23 protein-coding genes are annotated in these 24,887 nt (G+C 73.3%); 5 read left to right on the top strand and 18 right to left on the bottom strand.

Annotated elements, in window-relative coordinates; all coding sequences use genetic code 11:
• Positions 1-12: 12 nt before the first annotated feature.
• Positions 13-1,455 carry an aminotransferase-like domain-containing protein gene (locus OG386_RS33575; RefSeq protein WP_328791179.1) on the bottom strand — a complete coding sequence of 481 codons (1,443 nt, stop codon included), beginning with the start codon at positions 1,453-1,455 and terminating at the stop codon, positions 13-15.
• Here OG386_RS33575 and OG386_RS33570 point away from each other — a divergent pair.
• Both OG386_RS33570 and OG386_RS33565 read left to right on the top strand, forming a co-directional pair.
• Positions 1,454-2,359, top strand: coding sequence for a DMT family transporter (locus tag OG386_RS33570; protein ID WP_328791178.1), 906 nt, complete (start codon positions 1,454-1,456; stop codon positions 2,357-2,359). The two genes, OG386_RS33575 and OG386_RS33570, sit on opposite strands and share 2 nt — an antisense overlap.
• 57 nt (positions 2,360-2,416) lie before the next feature.
• Positions 2,417-2,614: a DUF1918 domain-containing protein gene (locus tag OG386_RS33565; protein ID WP_266598499.1), complete on the top strand. Its 198-nt coding sequence runs from the start codon at positions 2,417-2,419 to the stop codon at positions 2,612-2,614.
• Between the two features lies 1 nt (position 2,615).
• Here the strand turns inward: OG386_RS33565 and OG386_RS33560 are convergent, their stop codons facing one another.
• A complete protein-coding gene (locus OG386_RS33560) occupies positions 2,616-3,860 on the bottom strand; it encodes a glycoside hydrolase family 10 protein (RefSeq protein WP_328791177.1) in 1,245 nt (414 codons plus the stop codon).
• Positions 3,861-3,999: 139 nt separating this feature from the next.
• Here OG386_RS33560 and OG386_RS33555 point away from each other — a divergent pair, with 139 nt between their 5' ends.
• Positions 4,000-4,893, top strand: a complete 894-nt coding sequence (locus OG386_RS33555) for a 3-hydroxybutyryl-CoA dehydrogenase (RefSeq protein WP_327386335.1) — start codon at positions 4,000-4,002, stop codon at positions 4,891-4,893.
• Between the two features lie 31 nt (positions 4,894-4,924).
• On the opposite strand, the gene OG386_RS33550 is transcribed toward OG386_RS33555, so the two are convergent.
• The 10 genes from OG386_RS33550 to infC all read right to left on the bottom strand — a co-directional run bounded on the left by OG386_RS33550 (position 4,925) and on the right by infC (position 16,046).
• A complete protein-coding gene (locus OG386_RS33550) occupies positions 4,925-5,461 on the bottom strand; it encodes an NUDIX hydrolase (protein ID WP_030010505.1) in 537 nt (178 codons plus the stop codon).
• Between the two features lie 56 nt (positions 5,462-5,517).
• Positions 5,518-6,858, bottom strand: coding sequence for a transcriptional regulator (locus tag OG386_RS33545; RefSeq protein ID WP_328791176.1), 1,341 nt, complete (start codon positions 6,856-6,858; stop codon positions 5,518-5,520).
• Between the two features lie 352 nt (positions 6,859-7,210).
• A complete protein-coding gene (locus OG386_RS33540; protein ID WP_328791175.1) occupies positions 7,211-8,266 on the bottom strand; it encodes a PP2C family protein-serine/threonine phosphatase in 1,056 nt (351 codons plus the stop codon).
• A 137-nt stretch (positions 8,267-8,403) separates the two neighbouring features.
• A complete protein-coding gene (pheT, locus tag OG386_RS33535) occupies positions 8,404-10,932 on the bottom strand; it encodes a phenylalanine--tRNA ligase subunit beta (RefSeq protein WP_328791174.1) in 2,529 nt (842 codons plus the stop codon).
• Positions 10,932-12,059, bottom strand: a complete 1,128-nt coding sequence (gene pheS, locus OG386_RS33530) for a phenylalanine--tRNA ligase subunit alpha (protein ID WP_030012061.1) — start codon at positions 12,057-12,059, stop codon at positions 10,932-10,934. The genes pheT and pheS overlap by 1 nt, the downstream gene beginning before the upstream one ends.
• Before the next feature lie 153 nt (positions 12,060-12,212).
• Positions 12,213-13,451 (bottom strand): sensor histidine kinase, encoded by a 1,239-nt coding sequence (locus OG386_RS33525; protein ID WP_328791173.1) that lies wholly within the window; start codon positions 13,449-13,451, stop codon positions 12,213-12,215.
• A 56-nt stretch (positions 13,452-13,507) separates the two neighbouring features.
• Entirely contained in the window at positions 13,508-14,368 is an 861-nt protein-coding gene (locus tag OG386_RS33520; RefSeq protein ID WP_327386330.1) for a TrmH family RNA methyltransferase, read from the bottom strand.
• A gap of 153 nt (positions 14,369-14,521) precedes the next feature.
• Positions 14,522-14,908 carry a 50S ribosomal protein L20 gene (gene rplT / locus OG386_RS33515; RefSeq protein ID WP_007263143.1) on the bottom strand — a complete coding sequence of 129 codons (387 nt, stop codon included), beginning with the start codon at positions 14,906-14,908 and terminating at the stop codon, positions 14,522-14,524.
• 105 nt (positions 14,909-15,013) lie between these two features.
• Positions 15,014-15,208, bottom strand: coding sequence for a 50S ribosomal protein L35 (gene rpmI / locus OG386_RS33510; protein WP_266598480.1), 195 nt, complete (start codon positions 15,206-15,208; stop codon positions 15,014-15,016).
• A gap of 103 nt (positions 15,209-15,311) precedes the next feature.
• A complete protein-coding gene (infC, locus tag OG386_RS33505; RefSeq protein WP_266598478.1) occupies positions 15,312-16,046 on the bottom strand; it encodes a translation initiation factor IF-3 in 735 nt (244 codons plus the stop codon).
• Positions 16,047-16,371: 325 nt separating this feature from the next.
• On the opposite strand from infC, the gene OG386_RS33500 reads away from it, so the two are divergent.
• The gene (locus OG386_RS33500) at positions 16,372-16,749 is read left to right on the top strand and encodes a DUF1844 domain-containing protein (protein WP_030012387.1); all 378 of its coding nucleotides are present in this window, start codon (positions 16,372-16,374) and stop codon (positions 16,747-16,749) included.
• A gap of 221 nt (positions 16,750-16,970) precedes the next feature.
• On the opposite strand, the gene OG386_RS33495 is transcribed toward OG386_RS33500, so the two are convergent.
• Genes OG386_RS33495 through OG386_RS33485 form a run of 3 tightly spaced genes read right to left on the bottom strand, consistent with a single transcriptional unit; the run spans position 16,971 to position 19,738 of the window.
• Positions 16,971-17,711, bottom strand: a complete 741-nt coding sequence (locus tag OG386_RS33495) for an SseB family protein (protein ID WP_328791171.1) — start codon at positions 17,709-17,711, stop codon at positions 16,971-16,973.
• A gap of 21 nt (positions 17,712-17,732) precedes the next feature.
• Positions 17,733-18,938: a type VII secretion-associated serine protease mycosin gene (gene mycP, locus OG386_RS33490; RefSeq protein WP_328791170.1), complete on the bottom strand. Its 1,206-nt coding sequence runs from the start codon at positions 18,936-18,938 to the stop codon at positions 17,733-17,735.
• Positions 18,935-19,738, bottom strand: a complete 804-nt coding sequence (locus tag OG386_RS33485) for a hypothetical protein (protein ID WP_328791169.1) — start codon at positions 19,736-19,738, stop codon at positions 18,935-18,937. The genes mycP and OG386_RS33485 overlap by 4 nt, the downstream gene beginning before the upstream one ends.
• A 346-nt stretch (positions 19,739-20,084) precedes the next feature.
• On the opposite strand from OG386_RS33485, the gene OG386_RS33480 reads away from it, so the two are divergent.
• The gene (locus OG386_RS33480) at positions 20,085-21,287 is read left to right on the top strand and encodes an amino acid deaminase/aldolase (RefSeq protein ID WP_328791168.1); all 1,203 of its coding nucleotides are present in this window, start codon (positions 20,085-20,087) and stop codon (positions 21,285-21,287) included.
• Positions 21,288-21,301: 14 nt separating this feature from the next.
• On the opposite strand, the gene OG386_RS33475 is transcribed toward OG386_RS33480, so the two are convergent.
• The 3 genes from OG386_RS33475 to OG386_RS33465 form a co-directional block, all read right to left on the bottom strand.
• Entirely contained in the window at positions 21,302-22,576 is a 1,275-nt protein-coding gene (locus OG386_RS33475; protein WP_328791167.1) for a haloacid dehalogenase-like hydrolase, read from the bottom strand.
• A 99-nt stretch (positions 22,577-22,675) separates the two neighbouring features.
• Positions 22,676-23,470: a 3-oxoacyl-ACP reductase gene (locus OG386_RS33470; RefSeq protein WP_327386322.1), complete on the bottom strand. Its 795-nt coding sequence runs from the start codon at positions 23,468-23,470 to the stop codon at positions 22,676-22,678.
• 6 nt (positions 23,471-23,476) lie between these two features.
• Positions 23,477-24,868: an aldehyde dehydrogenase family protein gene (locus tag OG386_RS33465; RefSeq protein WP_376114604.1), complete on the bottom strand. Its 1,392-nt coding sequence runs from the start codon at positions 24,866-24,868 to the stop codon at positions 23,477-23,479.
• Positions 24,869-24,887: the final 19 nt, after the last annotated feature.

The following is a 24,887-nucleotide window of genomic DNA, read 5'->3' as shown; positions in this document are numbered from 1 at the left end:
TGGCGCAGCAGGTCAAGCGTTGAGACCGAGACCGTCCGCCAGGCCGGTACGCAGCCGATGGACCGCCTCGACCAGTTCGCCGGGGCCCGAGACCCCGGCGAAGCTCAGCCGGACGTGCGGACCCGGCGGCTCCGCGCAGAAGTACGGGCGGCCGGGAGCCACCGCCACCCCGGCGCGCAGGGCCGTGGCCGCGAAGGACCCGTCGTCGCCCTCGGTCATCCTGGCCCACAGCTGGTAGCCGCCCGAGGGTAGATGGGGCACGGTCAGGCCGGGTAGCTCCCGCCGCAACGCGCCGGCGAGCACGTCCCGCCGGTGGCGCAGCTCGGCGGCCACCGCGCGCAGGTGGCGCGGCCAGGCGGGCGCGCCGACCAGTTCCAGTGCCGCCTCCTGGAGCGGCCGTGGCACGAAGAAGGAGTCCACGACCTGGACGGCGCGCAGCCGGTCCACCACCGGACCGCGGGCGGCCAGCGCGCCGACCCGCAGGCTGGGCGAGGTGGCCTTGGTCAGGGACCTGACGTGCACGACCACCCCGTCGTGGTCGTCGGCGGCCAGGGTCGCGGGCAGCGGCCCGCAGTCGTCGTGGGCGAGGGCGCGGGCGTAGTCGTCCTCGACCACGAAGGCCCCGGCGGCGCGCGCGATCCGCAGCACTTCGGCCCGCCGCCCCGGAGCCAGTACCGCTCCGGTCGGGTTCTGGAACAGGGGCTGGCAGACGAACACCCGCGCGCCGGTCGCTTCGAAGGCGGCGGCCAGCAGCTCCGGCCTGACCCCCTCCGCGTCCACCGGGACGGGCACGGGCCGGCAGCCGGAGGCCCGGGCGATGGCCAGCAGCCCGGGGTAGGTCGGGGACTCCACCAGGATCGGCGCCCCGGGCGGGGCGAGCGCGCGCAGGGCGGTGGTCAGCGCGCTCTGCCCGCCCGCGGTCACCAGCACGTCGGCGGCGACGACCGCGCCGCCGATCTCGCGGGCGAACCAGTCGCGGAGCTCGGGCAGCCCCTCCATGGGCGGCCGGTCCCAGGCTCCGGGGCGCCGCCCGGCCCGGGCGAGCGCGGCGGCCATGGCCCGCTCGGGCTGGACGGAGGCGTGCAGGTATCCGCTGTTGAGGGCGATCACCGACGGCGGCGGTGCGGCCAGGCAGGCCAGCACCCCGGAGGCGTCCACCGAACGCGGGACGACGTCCCCGGCCCCCTCGGCGCTCAGGGCGACCTCCTGCCAGGAGGTGTCCCCGGGCGCGGGGGCCGCCGTACGCGGTGCGGCGCGGAAGACCCCTGCGCCGGGCCGGGTGACGACGAGGCCCTCGGCGGCGAGCTGCGCGAGGGCCCGGGAGACGGTGACCGGGCTGACCCGGTAGCGCTCGACCAGGGCCCGGCTCGACGGGAGCTTTCCACCCACCGAGTAGCGGTCGAGTTCGGAACGCAAGGACTCGGCCAGTTCCGCCACACTGCTACGCTCATACATGACAGCACAGAATAGCGCTACTCTCCCGACCACGATAGCGGTCAAGAACCCGGTGCGCCGGGGTACCGCCCTCGCCCTGCTCGGCGTCGTCGCCTTCTCGCTGACCTTCCCCGCCACCGCCTGGGGACTGGAGAGCTTCGGCCCGTGGTCGTTGGTCGCGCTGCGCAGCGTCCTCGCCGCCGCCATCGCCGGGGCCTTCCTGCTGGCCCGGCGGGTCCCGCTGCCCGCCCGCGAGCACTGGGCGGGGCTCGCCGTCGTCGCCGCCGGGGTGGTCGTCGGCTTCCCGATGCTCACCACCCTCGCGCTGACGACCTCCACGACCTCGCACGCCGCCGTGGTGGTCGGCCTCCTGCCGCTCACCACCGCCGCGCTGTCCGCGCTGCGCACCGGAGTCCGTCCCTCGCGCACCTTCTGGGCCGCGGCCCTCGCCGGGGCCGCGGTCGTGATCGCCTTCACCCTCGCGCAGAGCGGCGGCGCCCTCTCGGTGGGCGACGCGTACCTGTTCGGCGCCCTGCTGGTGTGCGCCGCCGGGTACACCGAGGGCGGCCGCCTCGCCCGGCTGCTGCCCGGCTGGCAGGTGATCGGCTGGGCGCTGGTCCTGTGCCTGCCGCTCACCCTGGCCGGCTCCGCGGTCGGGCTCGCGTACGAACCGGTGCACCTCAGCGGCCACGGGCTCGCCGGGCTGATCTGGGCCGCGGCCGGCTCCACCTTCCTCGGCCTGTACGTCTGGTACCGGGGCATGGCCGAGATCGGCGCGCCGCGGGCCAGCCAGCTCCAGCTCGCCCAGCCGCTACTGACCCTCGTCTGGTCGGTGGCGCTGCTGGGCGAGCACCTCTCCCCCGCCGCACCGGCCGCTGCCTGCGCGGTCCTGGTCTGCATCGCGGTGACCCAACGGGTCAAATAGCCGCAGGACGACCTAAACTGCAAACACCGGATCGGACCGCCACCGAGGAGGTCAGTTATGCGCGCGACCGAGGGCGACCAGCTGGTGCAGCACGGCAGGATCGTCGGACAGCACGACAAGGTGGGCGAGATCACCCAGGTCCTGGGCGAGAACGGAACCCCCCCGTACCGGGTCCGCTTCGAGGACGGACACGAGGCCCTGATGGCTCCTGGACCCGACTGCACGGTCCGCCACCCCTCCGAGCCCACTCACTGAATCAGCGCCGGGACGCCGCCGGGCCGTAGTGGTCGGCGACCACCCGGGCCATCGCTCCGTTGGGGTCCGCGGCCACCTGCTTCGCCGAGAAGTAGACGTGGCCGCGGACCTCCGGGTACCCGCGGGCGAACGTCAGGTGCTTCGACAGCTCTCCGGGGTCGCGCCAGGCCTCGGTGGGGCTGTCCTCGTCGCAGCGGTACAGGGCCTCCCCCACGTACAGGTCCACCTTCGTCCCGGCGACGGTCCGCGCCCACCAGGGCACGATGTCGGCGTAGTCGGCGGTCGGGTGCCCGATGTGCCAGTAGGCCTGCGGCACGATGTAGTCGATCCAGCCCTCCCTGACCCACTTGCGGGTGTCCGCGTAGAGGTCGTCGTACGTCCCGAGGCCCGCGCGGGTCGGCGAACCGGTCGGGTCCCGGTCGGAGTTGCGCCAGACGGCGAACGGGCTGATCCCGAAGCGGAGCGCCGGCTTGAGCGCCCGCAGCCGCGCGGACATCTCGCGGACCAGGGTGTCGATGTTGCTCCGGCGCCAGGCGGCGCGCGAGGCGAAGCCCGCCCCGTACTCCTCGAAGGCCTCGTCGTCGTCGAAGTACTCCCCCGCCACCGGGTACGGGTAGAAGTAGTCGTCCCAGTGCACGGCGTCCAGCGGGTAGCGGGAGACGGCGTCGAACATGGCGTCCTGGACGAAGCGCCGCACCTCGGGCAGGCCCGGGTTGTAGTAGAGCTTGTCGCCGTACTCCACCGTCCAGCCGGGATTGCGCCGCGCCGGGTGCGTGGACACCAGCCGGTCGAGGTCGGTGTGGTTGGCCACGCGGAACGGGTTGAACCAGGCGTGCAGCTGCAGCCCGCGGGCGTGCGCCTCCTTGACGGCCGTGCCCAGCGGGTCCCAGCCGGGATCGACCCCCTGCTTCCCGGTCAGCCACTGCGACCAGGGCTCCAGCTTCGAGGGCCACAGGGCGTCCGCCGCCGGCCGGACCTGGAGGACCACCGCGCCCAGGCGGCGCTCGACGGCGGAGTCGAGCAGGGCGAGCAGCTCCGACCGCTGCCGCGCCGCGGAGAGTCCGCTCTCGGAGGGCCAGTCCACGTTCGACACCGAGGCGATCCACATCCCCCGGAAGTCCGCCGCGGCCCGCCCCCCGGGGGTCCTCGCGGCAGTCCGCGGCGCCGCGGCCGCCGAACCGGCCGTGGCGGCGGCGATCACCCCCACGGCTCCGGCCAGCAGCGCCCGTCGATCGATGTACGTCATGTGACGTCTCCGTTTCGCTGAGTGACATTGCACGGTGTCCGCTCAGCATGCCCGCCCCGGCCCGCCGCCCCGCGCAAGGTCGGGAGTAACGTCGGGGGGCGTGGCGGGCGCCGGAATCGTACGGGGGACCCGCCGACGGATGAGCTGCGAAAGGCACGAAGTGACTGACCTCCCTTCCGACATCACACGGGTCGGCGTAGTGGGCTGTGGCCAGATGGGTGCGGGTATCGCCGAGGTGTGCGCCCGCAGTGGCCTTGAGGTCAAGGTCGCCGAAACCACCGGCGAAGCCCTGGAGATCGGCCGTACCCGGCTGCACAACTCCCTGACCAAGGCCGCCGAACGCGGCAAGATCACCGAGGAGGAGCGGGACGCCACCCTGGCCCGCCTCACCTTCACCACCGACCTCGGAGAGTTCGCCGACCGCGACCTCGTCATCGAGGCCGTCGTCGAGAACGAGCAGGTCAAGACGGAGATCTTCCAGATCCTCGACCAGGTGATCACCCGCCCGGACGCGATCTTGGCCTCCAACACCTCCTCGATCCCGCTGGTCAAGCTGGCCGTCGCGACCTCTCGGCCGGACCAGGTCATCGGCATCCACTTCTTCAACCCGGCCCCGGTGCAGAAGCTCGTCGAGCTGATCCCGGCGCTGACCACGGGCGAGGAGACGGTCAAGCGGGCCGAGGCCCTGGTGCGGGACGTGCTGAACAAGCACGCGGTCCGCGCCCAGGACCGGTCCGGGTTCGTCGTCAACGCGCTCCTCGTCCCGTACCTGCTGTCCGCGATCCGGATGTTCGAGTCGGGCATCGCCAGCCGCGAGGACATCGACAACGGCATGGAGCTGGGCTGCGCCCACCCGATGGGCCCGCTCAAGCTGTCCGACCTGATCGGCCTGGACACCATCGCGTCCATCGCCGACTCGATGTACGCGGAGTACAAGGAGCCGCTGTACGCCGCTCCCCCGCTGCTCCAGCGCATGGTCGACGCCGGCCGCCTGGGCCGCAAGACGGGCGCGGGCTTCTACCCCTACGGCTGATCCCTCCGGCCGCCCCTATGGCCGGTCACCCCTACGGCCGGCCGAGCCGCAGGTGGTGCAGCAGGAGCAACCCGGCCGCCATGTTGGCGGCCGGGATCTCCCCCCGGGCGATCATGTCCGGCACCAGCTTGAGCGGGACCCACTCCCGGCGCGAGGACTCGAAGTCGTCCTCGGGATGCCCGATGTGGGTGGCCCCGTCCGCCCAGTAGAGGTGGTGCCGGGCATCGGTCAGCCCGTTCGACGGCTCGACGGTCATCAGGTGGTGGAGCGGGCCGGGTCGCCAGCCCGACTCCTCCTCCATCTCGCGGGCCGCCGCGACCGCGATGTCCTCGCCGTCCTCGACCACCCCGGCGGGCAGTTCCCAACCCCAGCTGTCGGTGATGAAGCGGTGCCGCCAGAGCAACAGCACCTCGTCGGCCTCGTTGACGGCCGTGGCGACGGCGACCGGACGCAGCCGGATCACGAAGTGGTCCAGGTGCCGGCCGTCGGGAAGTTCCACATCGGCGAGGTTCACGTCGAACCAACGGTTCTTGTACACGGTCTGCTCGCTCAGGTTCGTCCACTGCACGGTTGTGCCACCTTCTTCCGTTCGAGTAGGTGGCAACATGGCAGCACTTCCGCCCGTCACAGCGGAACGCGCAGCGCCCCGTCGATGAGCCGCGCGGTCTCCTCCGCGCCCGTACAACCGCTGGTCAGGAGCTGTTCGCGGACCGCTCGCAGCCGGTCGCGCAGCCGCAGCGACTCCATGCCCTTGGCCCGCTCGGCCATCTCGGCCGCGGACGCCGCGGCCCGGTCCGCCTCCCCCTGGCGCAGCTGGATCTCGCACAGCATCGCCAGCCGGTGCACCCGGCCGCGGTCGTGCGCCGGGGTGCCGACGGCGGCGGTCGCCTGGACCCGGGCGGCTTCCAGATCGCCCAGGCTGAGCAGCGCCTCGGCGACCTGGACGTTGACGAGCCCCGGCTGTACGTAGCCGGTCTCGTCCGGTTCGCTGCCCGGGCGGATCCGCTCGGCGGCCGCTTCCGCCTTGCGGATGCAGGCCAGTGCGGCCGGGGTGTCGCCGAGTTGGGCGTACGCCTTGGCCTGCATCGCGTACAGGTCGGCGGCCAGCGCCGGGGTGGTGTGCCGCCCGGCGGCCCGCAGCGCGGCCTCGGCGAACGCGACGGCCTGGCGGTACTCCCGCAGGTGCAGGGACTGGTTGACGATCAGCGCGATGACGTACGCGCCGAGCCCCCGGTCCCCGCTCGCCTTGGCCAGGCGCAGGGCCTGGTGGAAGTAGCGCTGGGCCAGGCCGTGCGCGTCCGAGTCGTACGCGCAGATCCCCGCCACCGCCACCAGGGACCCCGTAGCCCGGTGCAGCCGGCGGCCGAGGTCGTCGGAGTAGCTCCCGCGCAGCATGGGCGCGGTCTCACTGCCGAGGAAGCGGACGACCCGGTCCCGCGTGGCGAGACCGCCGGCCCGGCGGTACATCAGCTCGTAGTGGGCGCGGGCGGACTTCAGGATCTCGATGTGCTCGGGACCGATCGGGTTCGGGCCCTCGCGGGAGACGTCGGCGTCCTCGGGCGGATTCTCCCATTCCCACACCGGGATGACTGCGGGCGTCCCGGTGACCGCCCCGGCGGCCAGCAGATGGGGCCGGGCCTGGACGTCGGAACGCCACAGGGCCGCGGCCCGGTCCACGAACCCGCTGAGCGGCGAGGCGTGCAGCGGAACGGGCTGGTCGGCCGCGCCGAGCCCGATGTCGTCGAGCCCGAGGGGACGCCGCAGCCGCCCTCCGAGCACCTCGCAGATCAGGTCGGGGACCTGCCCCCGGGGCCGCTGGCCCTTCAACCACCGCGTCACGGCGGTGTGTTCGTAGCGCAGGGCGAGTCCGCGGGTGCGGCCCGCCTGGTTCACGTACGCGGCGAGTCCGGCGTGGGACATTCCCGCCTCGGCGAGGAGGGCGTCGAGCAGGACATTGGGCTGCATGGGCCGCTCCAAGGGCTCGTCGTTCTCAGGCTAGTGGGTGCGCGGTTCACACGGGGTGTGAACCGAGTACGCGCATAAATGCGATGCGCACTCTGCCGCACGGACCCATGGAGGCGCTTCACTGAAGAGCCTCGCCAAGAGGTAGCTCGGGTCGTCGGCTCCCCCTCGTACAGTGCGACGACCCGTCACCGCGCCGCCCGTTCTGCTGTCTGCCCGACACTCCATGGCAGGCGGGCGGCGCGTTCCGGCCCCGCCGGCGCCCGGTTGGTCGCCGCGCCCCGGCAGGGGCCGGGTCGAGAGCGCGCGCCGGGCTCATCCACCGGGCCCGGCGCGCGTGTCCGGGGCCCGGTGGTCAGGACCGGTCGTTGCGGAGCACGAGCAGGGCGACGTCGTCGGCGAGCCGCCCGCCGGTGTGCCGGAGCAGAGCGGCGTGCACGCCCGCCACCAGCCGCGCGGGCGTGGCCGCCGCCTCCCGTGCGAGGAAGCCCGCCAGATCGAAGAACCGGCCGACCCGGTCGCGGGCGTCCTCGGCCCCGTCGGTGTAGAGGAACAGCGTCTCCCCGGGCCGGAGTTCCCCGCAGGCGCGCGGCCGCACGTCCGCCGGTACGGGCACCACCCCGAGCGGCGGTATGGTCTCGCCGCCGACCAGCGGCCGTACCTGCGTGTAACCGGGCGCCGCCCGGACCCGGTCCTCAAACGCCGGACGGGCTGAAGAGTTCACGGGGTCCGGGACGGAGCCCCGGCTGTGCGCAGCGCAGTGTTCCGGGACCGGAGCCGGACGGATCAGATACGGCCACGGGTGACCGCAGTTCAGGGCCAGCAACGTGCCGTCCCCGGCGATCTGGAGGAGCAGGACCGTCACGAACTCCTCCGTCGCCGCGGAGTCCGGATCAGCCCGCGCCCGGTCACGGACGTGGCGGCCCAGCGCCCGCTCCATCCGCCGCAGCACACCGTCCAGCGAAGGCTCGTCGTACGCCCCCTCGCGGAAGGCCCCGAGCACGGCGGCGGCCGTGCCCAGCGCGGGCAGGCCGTGGCCCCGGACGTCCCCGATCGCCACCCGGATCCCGTACGCCGTCGGCACGGCCTCGTACAGGTCCCCGCCCACCGCCGCGCCCCGGCTCGCCGAGAGTTGCGCCGCGGCCGGCACCAGGCCGTCGATCCGCACCGGCAGCGGCCGCAGCAGCGCCCGCTGCGCGGCGCCCGCGATCTCCTGCGAGCGGCGCAGCTCGGCCAGCAGCTCGTGCCGGATGTGCAGTGCGCACCCGGTGGCCAACAGCAGGAAGGCCGCACAGGTGGCCAGGCTCGGGCCCAGCGGCCCGGGCGTGGACAGCTCCCAGGACACCGCGGTGCCGGCCCAGGCCAGGACGCACACCCGGCGTACCAGGGGCATCTCCCCACGCGTGATCATCCGTAGGACTCCCCTCCGGCCGGATCGATTGTGTCGACCGACCGGCACCCCGGACACGGGCCACCGGGGTTCTCACCCGAACGAGTGAGGGGCACGTCCGGTGGTCCGGACGTGCCCCTCACGCGTGTACGAAGCGGCTACGCGCCCCGGAGCACCGCCCCGGTCCGCTCGCCCGCCAGGGCCACCGCCGCGTCGCGCGCGGCCGTGGATTCCTCGGCGGTCAGCGTCCGGTCGGCCGCACGGAAGCGCAGCGCGTAGGCCAGGGACTTCTTGCCCTCGCCGACCTGCTCACCGGTGAACACGTCGAACAGCCGCAGCGATTCGAGGAGTTCGCCCGCGCCCTTGCGCAGCGCGGCCTCCACCGAGGACGCCGGAACCGACGCGTCGACGATCAGCGCCACGTCCTGGGTCGCCACCGGGAAGGAGGAGATCCGCGGCGCCTGGAGGGCCTCGCCACCGGCCGCCGCGAGGCGGTCCAGGTCGATCTCCATCGCGCTGGTGCGGGCCGGCAGGCCCATCGCCTTGACCACGCGCGGGTGCAGTTCACCGGCGTGGCCGATGACCGTCTCCACCCCGTCCAGAGTGACGAGCAGCTCGGCGCACCGGCCCGGGTGCCACGGACCGTACTGGCCCTGGCGGACCACGAGCTCGGCGCCGGCCTCGACGGCCAGCGCGCGGGCCGCCTGGACCGCGTCCGCCCAGTCGGCCGGACGGCCCTTGCCCCACCAGCCGGCCTGCTCGCGCGCACCGGCCAGCACGACCGCGGCGTACCGCGGCTGCGCGGGCAGGGCCGCGTTCAGGGTGGCGATCTCCTCGTCGGTGGGACGGCGGTCGGCGGGCAGCCGTACGGCGACCCCCGGCTGCTTGCCGGCCCGGAAGACCGAACCGGTCTCGAAGAGCGCGAGGTCGTGGCTGCCCCGGCTGTCGTTGCGGCGCAGCGCGCCGAGCAGACCCGGCAGCAGCGTGGTGCGCAGCGCCGGCTCCTCGTCGGAGATCGGGTTGACCAGCTTGACGACCTGGCGGGCGACGTCGTGCGCGGGGAGCTGGAGCTGGTCGAAGACGCCCTCACCGATGAACGGGTAGCTGAGCGCCTCGACGTAGCCCGCACCGGCCAGCGCGCGACCGACCCGGCGGTGCAGCTGCTGCCGGGCGGTCAGACCGCGGCCGGAGGGCACCTGCGGGAGGGTCGACGGAAGGTTCCCGTAGCCCTCCAGCCGGATGACCTCTTCGGCGAGGTCGTTGGGCGCGGCGAGGTCGGGCCGCCACGAGGGGACGGTGACGACGAGCTCGTCCTGGCCGTAGACGTCGCAGCCGATCTCCTGGAGGCGGCGCACGACGGTCTCGCGGCCGTACTCCATGCCCGCCACCCGGTCCGGGTGGTCCGCGGGCATGGCGATGGTGCGCGGCGCGCCCGGGGCGATGACCTCGGTGACGCCCGCCTCGGCGGTGCCGCCCGCGAGGAGCACGAGCAGGTCGACGGTCCGCTGCGCGGCCGCGGCGGCGGCCTGCGGGTCGACGCCCCGCTCGAAGCGCTTCGAGGCCTCGGAGGACAGCTTCAGGCGGCGGGCGGTGCGCGAGATCGACACGGAATCGAAGTGCGCGGCCTCGATGACGACGTCCGTGGTACCGGTGACGGCGCCCGTCGCCGGGTCGGTGACGGAGTCGGCGATCTCGGTGTTGGCGCCGCCCATGACACCGGCGAGCCCGATGGGGCCGCTGTTGTCGGTGATCACCAGGTCCTCGGCGTCGAGCGTGCGCTTGACCCCGTCGAGGGTGGTGAACTTCTCGCCCTGCTCGGCTCGGCGGACGCCGATGGTGCCCTCGACGCTGGCGCGGTCGTAGGCGTGCAGCGGCTGGCCGAGCTCCAGCATCACGTAGTTGGTGATGTCGACGGCGAGCGAGATCGGGCGCATGCCCGCCTTCTGCAGGCGGCGGGTCAGCCAGATCGGGGAGCGCGCGTCGGGGTCGAGACCGGTCACCGTGCGGGCGGTGAAGCGGTCGCAGCCGGCCGGGTCGTCGACCTTGACCGGGTAGCCGTACGAGTTCGGCGCGGGCACGTCGAGCAGCGCCGGGTCGCGCAGCGGCAGGCCGTAGGCGGTGGCCGCCTCACGGGCGACACCGCGCATGGACATGCAGTAGCCGCGGTCCGGGGTGATGTCGATGTCGAGGACCTCGTCGACGAGCTGGAGCAGCTCGATCGCGTCGGTGCCGACCTCGTGCTCGGGCGGCAGCACGATGATGCCGTGCGTGCCGTCGTCGCCCATGCCCAGCTCGTCGCCGGAGCAGATCATGCCGTGCGAGGTGCGGCCGTAGGTCTTGCGCGAGGCGATCGCGAAGTCGCCGGGCAGGACCGCGCCGGGCAGGACCACGACGACCTTGTCGCCGACGGCGAAGTTCCGGGCGCCGCAGACGATCTCCTGCGGCTCGCCGGTGCCGTTGGCGGAGCCGACGTCGACCGTGCAGAAGCGGATCGGCTTGCGGAAGCCCTCCAGCTCCTCGATGGTCAGCACCTGACCGACGACGAGCGGGCCCTTGAGGCCGCCGCCGAGCTGCTCGACGGTCTCGACCTCGAGGCCGGCGTCGACCAGCTTGGCCGCCACGTCACGGCCGGATTCACCCGCGGGGAGATCGACGTACTCCCGCAGCCAGGAAAGCGGGACGCGCATCAGATCTCACTCCCGAACGGCCGAGTGAAACGAACGTCACCCTCGACCATGTCTCGCATGTCTTCGACGTTGTGGCGGAACATCAGCATCCGTTCGATGCCGAACCCGAAGGCGAATCCGCTGTACTTCTCGGGGTCCACACCGCAGGCGACGAGCACCTTGGGGTTGACCATGCCGCAGCCGCCGAGCTCGATCCAGCCCTCGCTGGAGCAAGTGCGGCACGGACGGTCGGGGTTGCCCACCGACTCGCCGCGGCACACGTAGCACTGCATGTCCATCTCGGCGGACGGCTCGGTGAAGGGGAAGAAGTGCGGGCGCAGGCGCGTGGTGGTGCCCTCGCCGAACAGCTCCTGGACCATGTGGTCCATGGTGCCCTTGAGGTCCGCCATGGTCAGGCCCTCGTCCACGGCGAGCAGCTCGACCTGGTGGAAGACCGGGGTGTGCGTCGCGTCGAGCTCGTCGGTGCGGTACACCCGGCCCGGGCAGACGATGTAGACGGGGGGCTTGCGCTCCAGCAGCGAGCGCGCCTGCACCGGGGAGGTGTGGGTGCGCAGCACGACGCCGGACTCGTCGCCCTGGGTGCCCTCGGGCCCCTGGACGAAGAAGGTGTCCTGCATCTGGCGCGCCGGGTGGTCGGGCGTGAAGTTGAGGGCGTCGAAGTTGAACCACTCGGCCTCCACCTCCGGCCCCTCGGCGACCTCGTACCCCATGGCCACGAAGATGTCCGCAATGCGGTCCATCAGCGTGGTCAGGGGGTGCCGGGCGCCGGCGGGGACGCGGTCGTAGGGCAGCGTGACGTCCACGGCCTCCTCGACCAGCACCCGCTCGTCGCGCTCCGCCTCGAGCGCGACCGTGCGGGCCCCGAAGGCCTTGTTCACTGCGCCGCGGGCCTGGCCCACGCGCTTGCCCGCCTCGGCCTTGGCCTGCGGGGGCAGCGCGCCGATCTCGCGGTTGGCGAGCGCCAGGGGCGAGCGGTCGCCCATGTGCGCGGTCTTCGCCTCGCGCAGCGCGTCGAGGTCGCCGGCGGACGCGAAGGCGGCGAGCGCCTCGTCCCGCATGCGCTCGATCTCTTCCGGTTTCAGTGCCTCGACCTCGACAGGGTCGTACGACTTGTTCGGTGCCGACATCTCTTCCCGTACTTCCGATGGCTGGCTGGATGGGTCCCCCGCGCGACGCGCAGGACGCGCTCGGCACAAGGACGCAAAGGTGCCAAAGGACGAGTCTAAAGGTCGCTGGGGGTGGAGGAGCCCGTGGGCCGCCTGCCGAGACGCTCCGCAGGGCTACTGCGTGAGGTACGCGGGGGCGCTCACGGGCAGGATAAATCGGAACTCGGCGCCGCCGCCGGGGCCGCGGCCGACCGTGATGGTCCCGCCGTGCGCCTCCACGATGCCCTTGACGATGTACAGGCCCAGGCCGGTGCCGCCGCGCTTGCTCCCCCGCCAGAAGCGGGTGAAGACGCGGCCCATCGACTCCTCGGGGATCCCGGGGCCTTCGTCGGTCACGGTGACGGCGGTTCCCTTCTCATGCGGCGACACACCGATGGTGACCGTTCCCTCTCCGTGGCGCACCGCATTTTCCAGGAGGTTGCCGAGGATCTGGTCGATCTTGTCCGGGTCGGCCCACAGATCGGGGAGCGGGCGGCTGACGCTCACGAGGAACCGCTCGGGGTCCTGCCCGTTCGCGGTGAGCGCCTGCACGTGGCGGCCGACCGCGGTGGCGATGTCCACCGGCTGGCGGCGCACCTCCAGGCGGCCGGAGTCGATGCGGGAGATGTCGAGCAGCTCGGCGATGAGGCGGGTGACGCGGTTGGCGTCGGCGTCGACGGTCTCCAGCATCAGCCGCTTCTGGTCGTCGGTGAACCGCTCCCACTTGGCGAGCAGGGTGGCCGTGAACCCCTTGACCGAGGTCAGCGGGGAACGCAGCTCGTGGGCGACGGTGGCGATGAGCTCGGCGTGGCTGCGCTCGGTGCGCCGGCGGGCCTCGGTACCGCGCAGGGTGACCACGAGGCGGCGCAGCGGCCCGGTGGGGTGCGTACGGACGTAGCTGGCGGAGACCAGCACCTCGCGGCCGCCCGGGAGGAGCAGGTTCCGCTCGGGCTGCCCGCGGCGGGTGGCGAGGCCCCCGTACGGGTCGGTCAGCGCCCACCAGCGGCGGCCTTCGAGGTCCTCCAGCGGGAGCGCCCGCTCGATGCGCCTGCCGAGCGCCTGGGCGGGATCGGTCGCGGTCATCCGGGCCGCGGCCCGGTTGAAGCAGATCACGTGCCCGGTGGCGTCGGCGACGACGAGCCCGTCGGGCAGGCAGTCGGGGTCGATCCCGAAGGCGAGCCCCTCACCGGTGGCGCCGCCGGTGAGGACCGCCCCGCGGGCCGCGCCCTGTGGCGGTACGCCGCGCAGCGCGTCGGAGGGATGCACGGGGGGCACGGCATCGGCGGGCCCCCCCGTACGGGCGCAGGGGCCGACCTGCACCGGCGGACCGGCCGTCGTGCCGGCCCCCGGCGAGCTGTTCGTACCGACGGTCATGTCCCCGTACCCCACATCTCCGAGTAGCGCAGTGGGCCCCCCGGGCGGCCACATTACTAGCTGGGGGTCACAGAGCGGCACCCTCCGGGCGCCCGCTGTGCACGCGCGGACGCGTAGAGGCACACGGCGGCGGCCGTCGCGAGGTTCAGGCTCTCCGCCTTTCCGTGGATCGGGACCCGTACGACGGCGTCCGCCAGGGCCCTGGTCTCCTCCGGCAGGCCCCAGGCCTCGTTGCCGAAGACCCAGGCGGAGGGCCCGCCCATGGTGCCCGCGTCCAGCTCGGCGTCGAGGTCGTCGTCCCCCGCGCCGTCGGCCGCCAGGATCCGTACGCCGGCCGCCCGGAGCCCCTCGACCGCCTGTTCGACCGGAACGCCGACCGCGACCGGGAGGTGGAAGAGGGAGCCCACGGAGGCCCGTACCGACTTGGGGTTGTAGAGGTCCACGGAGGCGTCGGTCAGCACCACCGCGTCGGCGCCCGCGGCGTCCGCGCAGCGCAGCACCGTACCGGCGTTGCCGGGGTCGCGGACGTGAGCGAGGACGGCGACGAGCTTGGGCCGGGCCCCGAGGATCTCCTCGAACGGGGAGTCCAGGAAGTGGCAGACACCGACCAGACCCTGCGGGGTGACCGTCTGGGAGACCTCGGCGAGCACCTCGTCGGAGGCGTAGTGCACGCGGGCGCCCGCGTCCAGGGCGGCCTCGATGATCCCGGAGTAGCGCTCGGCGGCCTCGACGGTGGCGAACAGCTCGATCAGGGTCGACGCGCCGGTGGGGCCGCGGTGCTCGACGGCCTCGCGGACGGCCTGCGGGCCCTCGGCGATGAAGCGGCGCTCCTTGGTGCGGAAGTTGCGCCGCGCCAGGCGCCTGGCGGCGGCCACCCGCGGGGATCGGGGGGAGATCAGCTCGTCGGGGTGACCCATGGTGTGTGCGGTTCTCTCTCGGGGTTCCGGGCTCGGGGTTCCGGGCGGGACGGGGCGGCGCGGCACGGCGCGGCGCGGAAAGCACACGGACCCGCAGGCGAATGCCTGCGGGTCCGTGGGGGCCGGCCCTGGGTGAGCTGGGCCGGCTAGCCCTTAGGCAGCGGCCTTGGGGGCGTTGACGTCGGCCGGAAGCGCCTTCTGCGCGACCTCGACGAGCGCGGCGAACGCGTTGGCGTCGTTGACGGCCAGCTCCGCGAGGATCTTGCGGTCCACCTCGATGTTGGCGGCCTTCAGACCCTGGATGAGGCGGTTGTACGTCATGCCGTTCTGGCGGGCAGCGGCGTTGATGCGCTGGATCCACAGCTGACGGAAGTCGCCCTTGCGCTTCTTGCGGTCGTTGAAGTTGTAGACCAGCGAGTGGGTGACCTGCTCCTTGGCCTTGCGGTACAGGCGCGAACGCTGACCGCGGTAGCCGGAGGCCGCCTCGAGGATCGCCCGGCGCTTCTTGTGGGCGTTTACTGCCCGCTTGACGCGTGCCACTTTTTAACTCCTTGTAGCGGGGCCGTGGGTGTCTTCACACGGCCCGAAATTCGATGGGGTCCCGGTCTCGACGTGCATCCGCTCCCGGTACGGGGAGCGGAGACGTCAGATGCCGAGAAGCTTCTTGATCTTCGCGGCGTCGCCGGGGGCCATCTCCGCGGTGCCGGTGAGGCGGCGGGTGACACGGGACGACTTGTGCTCGAGCAGGTGGCGCTTGCCGGCGCGCTCGCGGAGCACCTTGCCGGAGCCGGTGACCTTGAAGCGCTTCTTGGTACCGCTGTGCGTCTTGTTCTTCGGCATGGCGCCGTTATCTCCTCGTCGGTGGCGCTCCCACCGGTCCGGTACGGGACCGGCTTACGGGAGCGTCAGTTGTGTCGGGTGATCCGGGACGGGCGTCCTGGAATCAGGCCTCGGCGTTCGCCTCGTCGGCCGGAGCCTCTTCGGCAGCGGCGTCGGTGGCCTCGGCGGAGGCGACCTCGGTGGTGTCATCGACCTCGACGGCGGCGTCCTCGGAAGGAGCCTCGCCTTCGGTGTGGGCGACACCCTGGCGCTCCGCCTTGCGGGCGGCCTGCGCCTCGCGGGCTTCGGCCATCGCCTCGGTCTTCTTCTTGTGCGGACCGAGGACCATGATCATGTTTCGGCCGTCCTGCTTCGGGTTCGACTCGATGAACCCGAGGTCCTCGACGTCCGAAGCGAGACGCTGCAGCAGTCGGTAGCCGAGTTCCGGCCGGGACTGCTCGCGACCACGGAACATGATCGTGATCTTGACCTTGTCGCCCTGCTTGAGGAACCGAACGACGTGACCCTTCTTGGTGTCATAGTCGTGCGGGTCGATCTTCGGCCGGAGCTTCATTTCCTTGATGACCGTGTGCGCCTGGTTCTTGCGCGCCTCACGGGCCTTCATGGCCGACTCGTACTTGAACTTGCCGTAGTCCATGAGCTTGCAGACCGGCGGGCGTGCGGACGCCGCGACCTCGACCAGGTCGAGGTCGTACTCCTGCGCGAGCTCAAGCGCCTTGGCAAGCGGCACGATGCCGACCTGCTCGCCGCTGGGACCGACAAGCCGTACCTCGGGAACGCGAATCCGGTCGTTGATGCGGGGCTCGGTGCTGATGGATCCTCCTCGGTAGCACCACACGGCTGCCTGGCAGACAGCCGCTGACGTGTATTTCCGTCAGACCGACCGCAGCGGGAGAATGAAAAAAGCCCCGCCGGGCACAGGCAGGGGCTCCAAAACAACCGGAGCACCGCCGCGTGCGAACCGCGGGGCGCAGAATCGGGCAGCTTTCCATCGTCCGTACGGAACGATGGATGCCGCCTGACCGGTGACCCGCCGCCCCGGAGGGCAGTCAGGTGGGAGAACGGAGCCTCCACTTGTGGGCCGGGCACATAAGTGTCCGGCCGGTCGAAGTACATACTAGCACCCGCGCCGCAAGCCCGCCGCACGGCATATCGTGGGGCGCATGACTGACGCGACACCCCCCACCGAACCCACTGCCGACGGCGCCCCCGACTACGACACCATGACCCGCGACATCGCGGACGTGCCCGCCGTCGAGGTGATCACCACGGTGGCCGTGCACCTGCTGAGCGCCGCGGCGGTCAACCTGGGCCTGGACAAGCCGGACTCCGAGCACAAGGACCTCGACGAGGCCCGCAAGCTGATCACGGCCCTGGCCGGCCTGGTCACCGCGAGCGCCACCGAGATCAGCTCCTTCCACGCCGCCCCGCTGCGCGACGGCCTGAAGTCGCTCCAGCTGGCCTTCCGCGAAGCCTCGATCGTGCCGGACGAGCCGGGGCAGGGGCCGGGCGAGAAGTTCACGGGTCCCGTCTTCGGCTGAGCCCGCACCCCACAGACGAACGGCGACGGCCGGTGCACCCCGCGGGGGTGCACCGGCCGTCGTCGCGTCCGGGGACCGCGCGGCCCCGTACGGTCAGGGCCGCGGGTCGAGCAGGTCGGCCCGGCGCAACAGCTCGGCGTCGTCCGGGCGGTGCAGGCAGGCCGTGCGGTAGGCGAGGTTGCGCGCCCGGGGCGGCAGATCGCTCACGGGACTCTTCGCGGTCAGCGGGTGAACAGGGGCTCGCCGGGCGGGGCCGGCGCGTCCGGCGGCAACAGGGCCAGGTCCAGTCCGCGGACCAGCCGGGCCCGCAGGGTGGTGTCCGCCGCCAGCGCCTCGGCGACGCGCCGGGCCGCCGCGGACGCCTGTGCGCCCCCGGCCAGCACGATCGCCAGGGTGCCGTCGGAGTCGGCGCCGCCCGGGCCGAGGTGGGCGCGCAGGACAGCGGGCTCCGCGGACACGGCGGCCCGTACGGCCTCCCGTACGGCGGGGTCGGCCAGCGGGCCCGCGTCGGTGCGGCCCTCGGCGAGGGCGAGCAGGGCGGAGCCGGTGAGCTGGTAGGTGACGGGGCCGGCGAGGTCCAGGACCACGGTGTCGGCCTTCTCGTGCGCGGCGGCGGCCAGCGCCTGGTGCAGCGGGACGGCCACCGGCCGGGCCGCGGGGTCCCACAGGGCGAGCGAGGCGATCGAGGTGAAGGCGGGCAGCGCCCGCCGGTCGCCCGCCCGCAGGGTCGGGACGGCCATGTCGCTGGTCTTCTCGCGCCTCAGGCCCGTCTCCGGGTCGGTCTCCACCTCGCCGAGGACGGCGACCACCGGGACCAGCAGGCGGGCGCCCTTGAGCGCGGCCAGCACCTCCGGCTCCTTCGCCCGGTCCTCGGACCAGGCGGCCAGGGCCGCGGTCAGACGGGGATCGGCGGAGCCGTCGTCGTCGGAGAAACCCGGGTCGGGAATGTTCTTGTTCGCCATGTTCGCCACAGTTACCCGACCCTACTGTGCCGCGTACGGGTCCTGGCCACGGCCCCGGCCGCCCCGGCGCGGGCGCCGCGCGAGTACGGCGGCCAGGACCAGCAGCACCGTCCCCGCGACCGCTGCCGCCGGGGCTCCCAGCCGGGCGCCCCGCTCGGGCGGGCGGACCGGTTCGGGGCCCGGGCCGAAGTACGTGCTGCCGGCCGCGGCGGGCACGGGTGCCGGAGCCTCCGGGCGCATTCCTTCGGCGGCCTGGAGGGCGGCGACGGGATCGACCAGCCCGTGACCGCGGGCGTCGTCGCGGCCGCCGGCCGGGGAGGCGGAGGCGGTGTCCTCCAGCAGCTTCTTCACCTGGGCCGGGGTCAGGTCGGGGTGCGCGGCCAGGACGAGGGCCACGGCGCCGGAGACGAAGGCCGCGGCGGCGCTGGTGCCCCAGCCTTCGTAGTAGGAGCGGTCGGGGTCGGCGATGACGACGTCGACGCCGGGAGCGCTGACGGTGGCGTACCAGTTGCGGGTGGAGAACTTGGCCTTCTTGCCGCGCCGGTCGACGGCGGTGACGGCGATGACCCCCGGATAGGCGGCCGGGTAGGAGACGCGGTCGCCCGCCTCGCCGCCGTTGCCCGCGGAGGCCACGACGACCACGCCCTTGGCGAGGGCGTACTGGACGGCCTCGTCCTCCCCCGCCTCGTGGTGGGCGGAGTCGCTGTCGTCGCCGAGGGACAGGTTGATCACGTCGGCGCCGTGGTCCGCGGCCCAGCGGATGCCCTCGGCGAGGGCCCCGCCCTTGCTGTCGCGGGCCTGGGAGCGGCCCGGGTCGCCCTCTTCGAGGATCACCCGGACGGGCAGGATCCGTGCCTGCGGGGCCATGCCTAGGACGCCCTGGCCGCGGCTGGGGCCGTGGCCGTGCCCGGCGATGATGCTCGCCATGGCGGTTCCGTGGCGGGCCCAGGCGCGGTCGCCGGGGCCGGCCCCCATGCCGATGAGGTCGGTGCCTGCGATGACCTGGCCGGAGAGGTCGGGATGGGATTCGTCGACGCCGGTGTCGAGGACGGCGACGGTCACCCCTGAGCCCCGGGTGGTGCCCCAGGCCTCCTCGGCGCGCAGGGCCAACAGGCCCCACTGGCGGTCGCGGATGTTGTCGGCGGCGGCGGGGGCCGCGGTGGCGGAGACGAGGAGGGTCGCGGCGAGCAGGGCGGCGGCCGCCTGCCCGGAGGCCCGGCGGATCATCGGGTGCGCTCCGGGGTGGTCGGTGCGGGCGTGGCGGGTGGTGCGGCGAGGACGGCGAGGCCGTGGCCGACGCGGTCGGCGAGCGCCCGGGCCTCGTGGCCGAGGCCGGCCTGGGCGGCGGCTCCCGTGGCGTCCTTCTTCATCAGGTCCTCGGCGGGGCGGGGCGCGTCCAGGGGGCGGCCGTCGGCGAAGGCGGAGACGGTGTAGACGACGACGGGTGCCTCGGTGAGCACGGAGGTGGCCCAGGCGGCGCGCTGTGCGTCGGTGAACCCGTACGCGGGCGGGGCGGGGATCCGGCCCTTGAGGGCGGTCATCGCGGGGGCGTCGGCGGGGGTGAAGACCATGCCGACGCTGATCAGGGAGCTGCGGGTGGCGTCGGTGTAGGTGGCGCGCAGCACGCGGGTGCAGCCGGTGGCGGCCAGCACGGCCTGCCAGTCGGCGGCGAGGGCGGCCGGGCAGTCGGCGTCGGGGGCGACCGCGATCCGGGTCCACGTGCGGTCGGAACCGCCGGGACCGGCGGAGGGGCCGTTCAGGACGGGCGGGAGCAGGCTGTCGACCGGGGCGGCCCGCCACAGCGACCCGGCCTTGCGGTAGGCGGCGTCGGCGGGGAGGGGGCGGGCTGCGGCACGGTGTTCGGCCCAGGTGGTGAGGACGGCCCCGCCGACGAGGCCGCTGCCGAGGAGGACGCAGAGCGTGGCGGCGACGACCCGTGCGGGGTGGCGGCGCGCGTTCGCGTGCACGGGCTGGGCGGTCGGTTCGGGCTCGCCCACGATTGCGGTCCGCGGTGTCGTCGTGGTCATCCGGCGGCTCCGCCCCCCGTTCCGTACGGCTGCCTGCCCGTACTCTACGGCGTCGGCAGCGCGCGGTGCTTGCCGGTACCACTCCGATCCGGCCCCATCCAGCCCCGCCGGCGATCGGGGCGCGGGACCCCGGGGGCAACGGAGGCCGATCCAGCCCCGCCGGCGATTGAGGCGCGGGGTGCGGGGCGGAGCCCCGGTCCTTGAGGCGCGCGGGCCGACGGCCGCACCACCCCCAACCCCGCCGGCGATTGAGGCGCGGGACTCCGGGGCGGCGCTCCGGGAAACGGGAAAGGGTGGGGCGGGGAACCTCTACCCACCGGTAGCGACCTCTGGCAAGCTGCCGCCCATGAACTCCCCCGCCACCGACCGCGCCCGGTACGACCGGGCGACCGCGCACCTGGACGCGCCGCTGGCCATCGTGGATCTCGACGCCTTCGACGCCAACGCCGACGATCTCGTCCGCCGCGCCGCCGGCAAGCCGGTCCGGGTCGCGAGCAAGTCGGTCCGGTGCCGCGCGCTGCTGGAACGGGTCCTCGCCCGCCCCGGGTTCGCCGGGATCATGTCGTACACCCTGGCCGAGTCGCTCTGGCTGGCCCGGTCGGGGTTCGAGGACGTGCTCCTCGCCTATCCGTCCGCCGACCGGGCCGGTTTCGGCGAGCTGGCGAACGACGCCAAGCTGGCCGGCGCGGTCACGGTGATGGTGGACGATCCGGCGCAGCTGGACCTGATCGACGCGGCCCGGGACGGCGGCGCCGAGGAGATCCGGGTCTGTCTGGAGCTGGACACGTCCCTGCGGCTGTTCGGCGGCCGGGTACGGATCGGGGCCCGCCGGTCTCCGCTGCGCGAGCCCGCGCAACTGGCCGGACTGGCCCGGGCGGTGGCCGCCCGTCCGGGGTTCCGGGTGGTGGGGCTGATGGCGTACGAGGGTCACGTCGCCGGGGTCGGGGACTCGCTGGCGGGTCGCCCGCTGCGGTCCCGGACCATCCGGCTGATGCAGGGCGCGGCCCGCAAGGAGCTGGCGGAGCGGCGGGCCGAGGTGGTGCGGGCCGTACGGGCCGTCGTACCGGACCTGGAGTTCGTCAACGGCGGCGGTACCGGCAGCGTGCAGCAGACGGCTGCCGAGGACGCGGTGACCGAGATAGCGGCGGGTTCGGGCCTGTACGTGCCGCGGCTGTTCGACAACTACACGTCGTTCAGCGGGCGTCCGGCGGCCCTGTTCGCCCAGCCCGTGGTGCGCAGGCCCGGGGTGGGTGTGGTGACGGTGCTCGGGGGTGGCTATCCGGCCTCCGGGGCGGCCGGGGCGGACCGGCTTCCGGTCCCGTACCTGCCCCAGGGGCTGCGCTACGACCCCCAGGAGGGCGCGGGCGAGGTGCAGACCCCGCTGCTGGGCAGCCCGGCCGACGATCTGCTGATCGGCGACCGGGTCTGGTTCCGGCACGCGAAGGCGGGCGAGCTGTGCGAGCGGTTCGACACCCTGCACCTGATCGAGGGCGATCGGGTCACCGGCAGCGCGGCGACCTACCGGGGCGAGGGGCGGACCTTCCTCTAGTAGGACGGAGTCGGTCAGAAGACGGAGTCGGTCTGGTCGGGGACGACGCTGCGGTCGCCCCGCAGGACCGGTCCCTTGGTGCCGTCGTGGTCGACGTAGCCGGTCGTCGCACACGGGTAGGGGTCGGCCTTCTGCTTCTTCGGCTCGATGAACATGGGGTTGACGATCCAGCGGCCGTCGCTGTTGTCGTAGGCCCGGCACATCAGCTCGTTCTTGTTGCGGTTCACGACGAGCCGCAGGGCGGTGGCGTCGCGCAGGAACGAGATGTCGGTGTCGGAGTCGCCGGCGGCGAACACCTGCCGGCGGGCGGCGGGCTGGACCTTCTCGGCGGCCGCGCCGCGTACGCCGAAGACCTCCTTGTTGATCCAGCAGCGTTTGCCGTCGATGTAGGTGATCATCGTGTCGGCGCCGTCCCGGACGGATCCGCAGCCTTGGAGGTGGGGGGTGAACTTCCCGCCGTGGGTGGTGGTGTTGCGGATGCCGATGACGTGGTCGGCCGCGATGCCGGCGCCCTGGGCCCAGACCTCGACCACGGGCTGGGGGGAGGCGGAGCTGATCCACACGTCGAAGCCGGCCTTCTGGAGGCCCTTGATCAGGTCCTGCTGCTGGTCGTAGTAGCGGACCCAGCCGGTGGCGGTGCCGCTGCCCACTTTCTGCGTGCTGCCGATGGGTGCGGCGAGGTTCTCGGTACGGGCGGCGGCGGCGAAGCCGCGGATCTCGCGGGCGGTCCAGCCCTGCATCAGCTGGGGGAGCCAGGCGTACGAGGGTTCGGTGGTGCGGCGGTCCCAGCCGGCGAACGCGGGGGCACCGGCACGGGTCGCGGCGGTGCCGTAGACGGCGTTGATCTCGTCGGCGCAGGCCGCTCCGGCGGGGGTTCCGGTGGGCAGGGGGCTGCCGGGGCGGGCGAGCGCGGCGCAGGCGTCGGCCAGGGCCTTCGTGGCGGCGGGGGTGAGGTGGCGGCTGGTGGTGGACCAGTCCCCGGCGGCGGGCTGGCGGATCCGGCCGTTGCGCAGGAGCCAGAACATGGTGGCGTCGCCGACGTCGTTCTTGACGACGGTGTTGTCCCAGTCGAAGACGGCGACGGGCTTGGTGCGGCCGGGCCGGTACGGGTTGCAGCTGCCGTACTGGTCGATGAGCTGCTGGAGGCGGGCCTGGTTGTCCCCGTACCAGCCGGAGCCGACGGTGACCCGGGGACAGGGGGTGTGCGCGGCCGCGGCCGACGGGGCCGCGAGGAGGCCGGATCCGGTGACCGCGACGAGGGCGAGGGGGGCTGCCCATCTTCTCTGCATGCTGCTCCTTCGAGATCGGGACAGCCCTGAGGGACCGGCCGGGCACCTCGCGGTGCCCGGCCGGCCGGGGTGCGGTGCGGTGGTGGTTGCCGGTGCGACCTACAGCGGGGTCACGTACGCGCCGGAGATGCCGCCGTCGACGAGGAAGTCGGTGGCGTTGATGAAGGAGGAGTCGTCGCTGGCGAGGAAGGCGACGGCCGCGGCGATCTCGGTGGGCTCGGCGAAGCGGCCCAGCGGGATGTGGACGAGGCGGCGGGCGGCGCGCTCGGGGTCCTTGGCGAACAGTTCCTGCAGCAGCGGGGTGTTCACGGGCCCCGGGCACAGGGCGTTGACGCGGATGCCCTCGCGGGCGAACTGCACGCCGAGCTCGCGGGACATGGCCAGGACCCCGCCCTTGGAGGCGGTGTAGGAGATCTGGGAGGTGGCGGCGCCCATGATGGCGACGAAGGAGGCGGTGTTGATGATGGAGCCGCGGCCCTGGCGCTGCATGTAGGGCAGGGCGGCCTTGCAGCAGAGGTAGACGGAGGTGAGGTTGACGTCCTGGACGCGCTTCCAGGCCTCCAGGCCGGTGGTCAGGATGGAGTCGTCGTCCGGGGGCGAGATGCCCGCGTTGTTGAAGGCGATGTCCACGGAGCCGTAGGTGTCGAAGGCCGTCTTGAAGAGCGCCTCGACCTCCTCGGGGCTGGTGACGTCGACCTTGACGAAGGTGCCGCCTACCTCTTCGGCCGCGGCCTTGCCGGCGGTCTCGTCGATGTCGGCGCAGACGACGTTGGCGCCCTCGGAGGCCAGGCGGCGGGCGGTGGCCAGGCCGATGCCGCTGCCGGCTCCGGTGATGACGGCGGTGCGGCCGACCAGGCGGCGGCAGACGATCTCTTCGTTGTTCTGGCTGGACATGGGTTCTCAGGCCTCCGTGCTGATGAAGACGTTCTTGGTCTCGGTGAAAGCGGTGAGGGCGTCGGGTCCGAGCTCACGGCCGAGCCCGGACTGCTTGTAGCCGCCGAAGGGGGTCCAGTAGCGCACGCTGCTGTGGGAGTTGACGGACAGGTTGCCGGCGGCGACGGCGCGCGAGACGCGCAGCGCCCGCCCGATGTCGCGGGTCCAGAGGGAGCCGGAGAGGCCGTACTCGGTCGCGTTGGCCAGGCGTACGGCGTCCTCCTCGTCCTCGAAGGGCAGGACGACGGCGACCGGTCCGAAGACCTCCTCGGCCGCCACGGGCGCGGTGGGGGCGACGTCCGTGACGAGGGTGGGCGGGTACCAGAAGCCGGGGCCCTCGGGGGCGGTGCCGCGGATCGCGGTGAGGTCGTCGGTGACGAAGGACCGTACGCGGTCCAGCTGGGTCCGTGAGATCAGCGGGCCCATCTGGGTCTTCTCGTCGAGCGGGTCGCCCACGGCGACGGCCGCGATGCCGGGGGCGACGAGCTCCAGGAAGCGGTCGTAGACGGAGCGCTGTACGAGGATCCGGGTGCGGGCGCAGCAGTCCTGGCCGGTGTTGTCGAGGAAGGCCATGGGGGCGGCGGCCGCGGCCGCTTCGAGGTCGGCGTCGGCGAAGACGATGTTGGGGCTCTTGCCGCCGAGCTCGAGGGTGACGCGCTTCACCCGCTCGGCGCACTTGGCCATGATCTGCTTGCCGACGCGCGTGGACCCGGTGAAGACGATCTTCGCGACGCCGGGGTGTTCGACGAGTGCGTCGCCGGCGACGTCCCCGCGGCCGGGGAGCACCTGGAAGAGGTGCTCGGGGATCCCGGCTTCGAGGGCGAGTTCGGCGAGGCGCAGCGCGGTCAGCGGGGTGGTCTCGGCGGGCTTGAGGATGACGGCGTTGCCGGCGGCGAGGGCCGGGGCCAGGCCCCAGGCGGCGATCGGCATGGGGAAGTTCCACGGGGCGATCACGCCGATGACGCCGAGGGGTTCCAGGAAGGTGACGTCGATGCCGCCGGCGACGGGGATCTGGCGGCCGGAGAGCCGTTCCACTCCCCCGGCGGCGAAGTCGAGGAGGTCGCGTACGTTGCCGGCTTCCCACCGGGCGTTGCCGATGGTGTGGCCGGCTTCGCGGACCTCCAGCTGGGCCAGTTCCTCGATGTGGCCGTCGACGACCGCGGCGAAGCGGCGCAGCAGCCGCGCCCGGTCGGCGGGGGCGGCCGCCGCCCAGGCCCGCTGGGCCGCGGCGGCCCGGGCGACGGCGGCGTCGACATCGTCCCGTGTGGCGGCCGGGACGATGGCGACGGTTTCCTCGGTGGCCGGATTCAGCACTCTTAGATTGAAAGGGGCCAGCGCATCGGACACGTGGTGCCTCACAGTTTCGTTCGGTGGCGTG

The sequence above is a fragment of the Streptomyces sp. NBC_00273 genome, from assembly GCF_036178145.1.
Classification (GTDB): domain Bacteria; phylum Actinomycetota; class Actinomycetes; order Streptomycetales; family Streptomycetaceae; genus Streptomyces.
The sequence above is the reverse complement of the archived record's forward strand: the minus strand, read 5'-3'. Positions and strand labels throughout refer to the sequence as shown.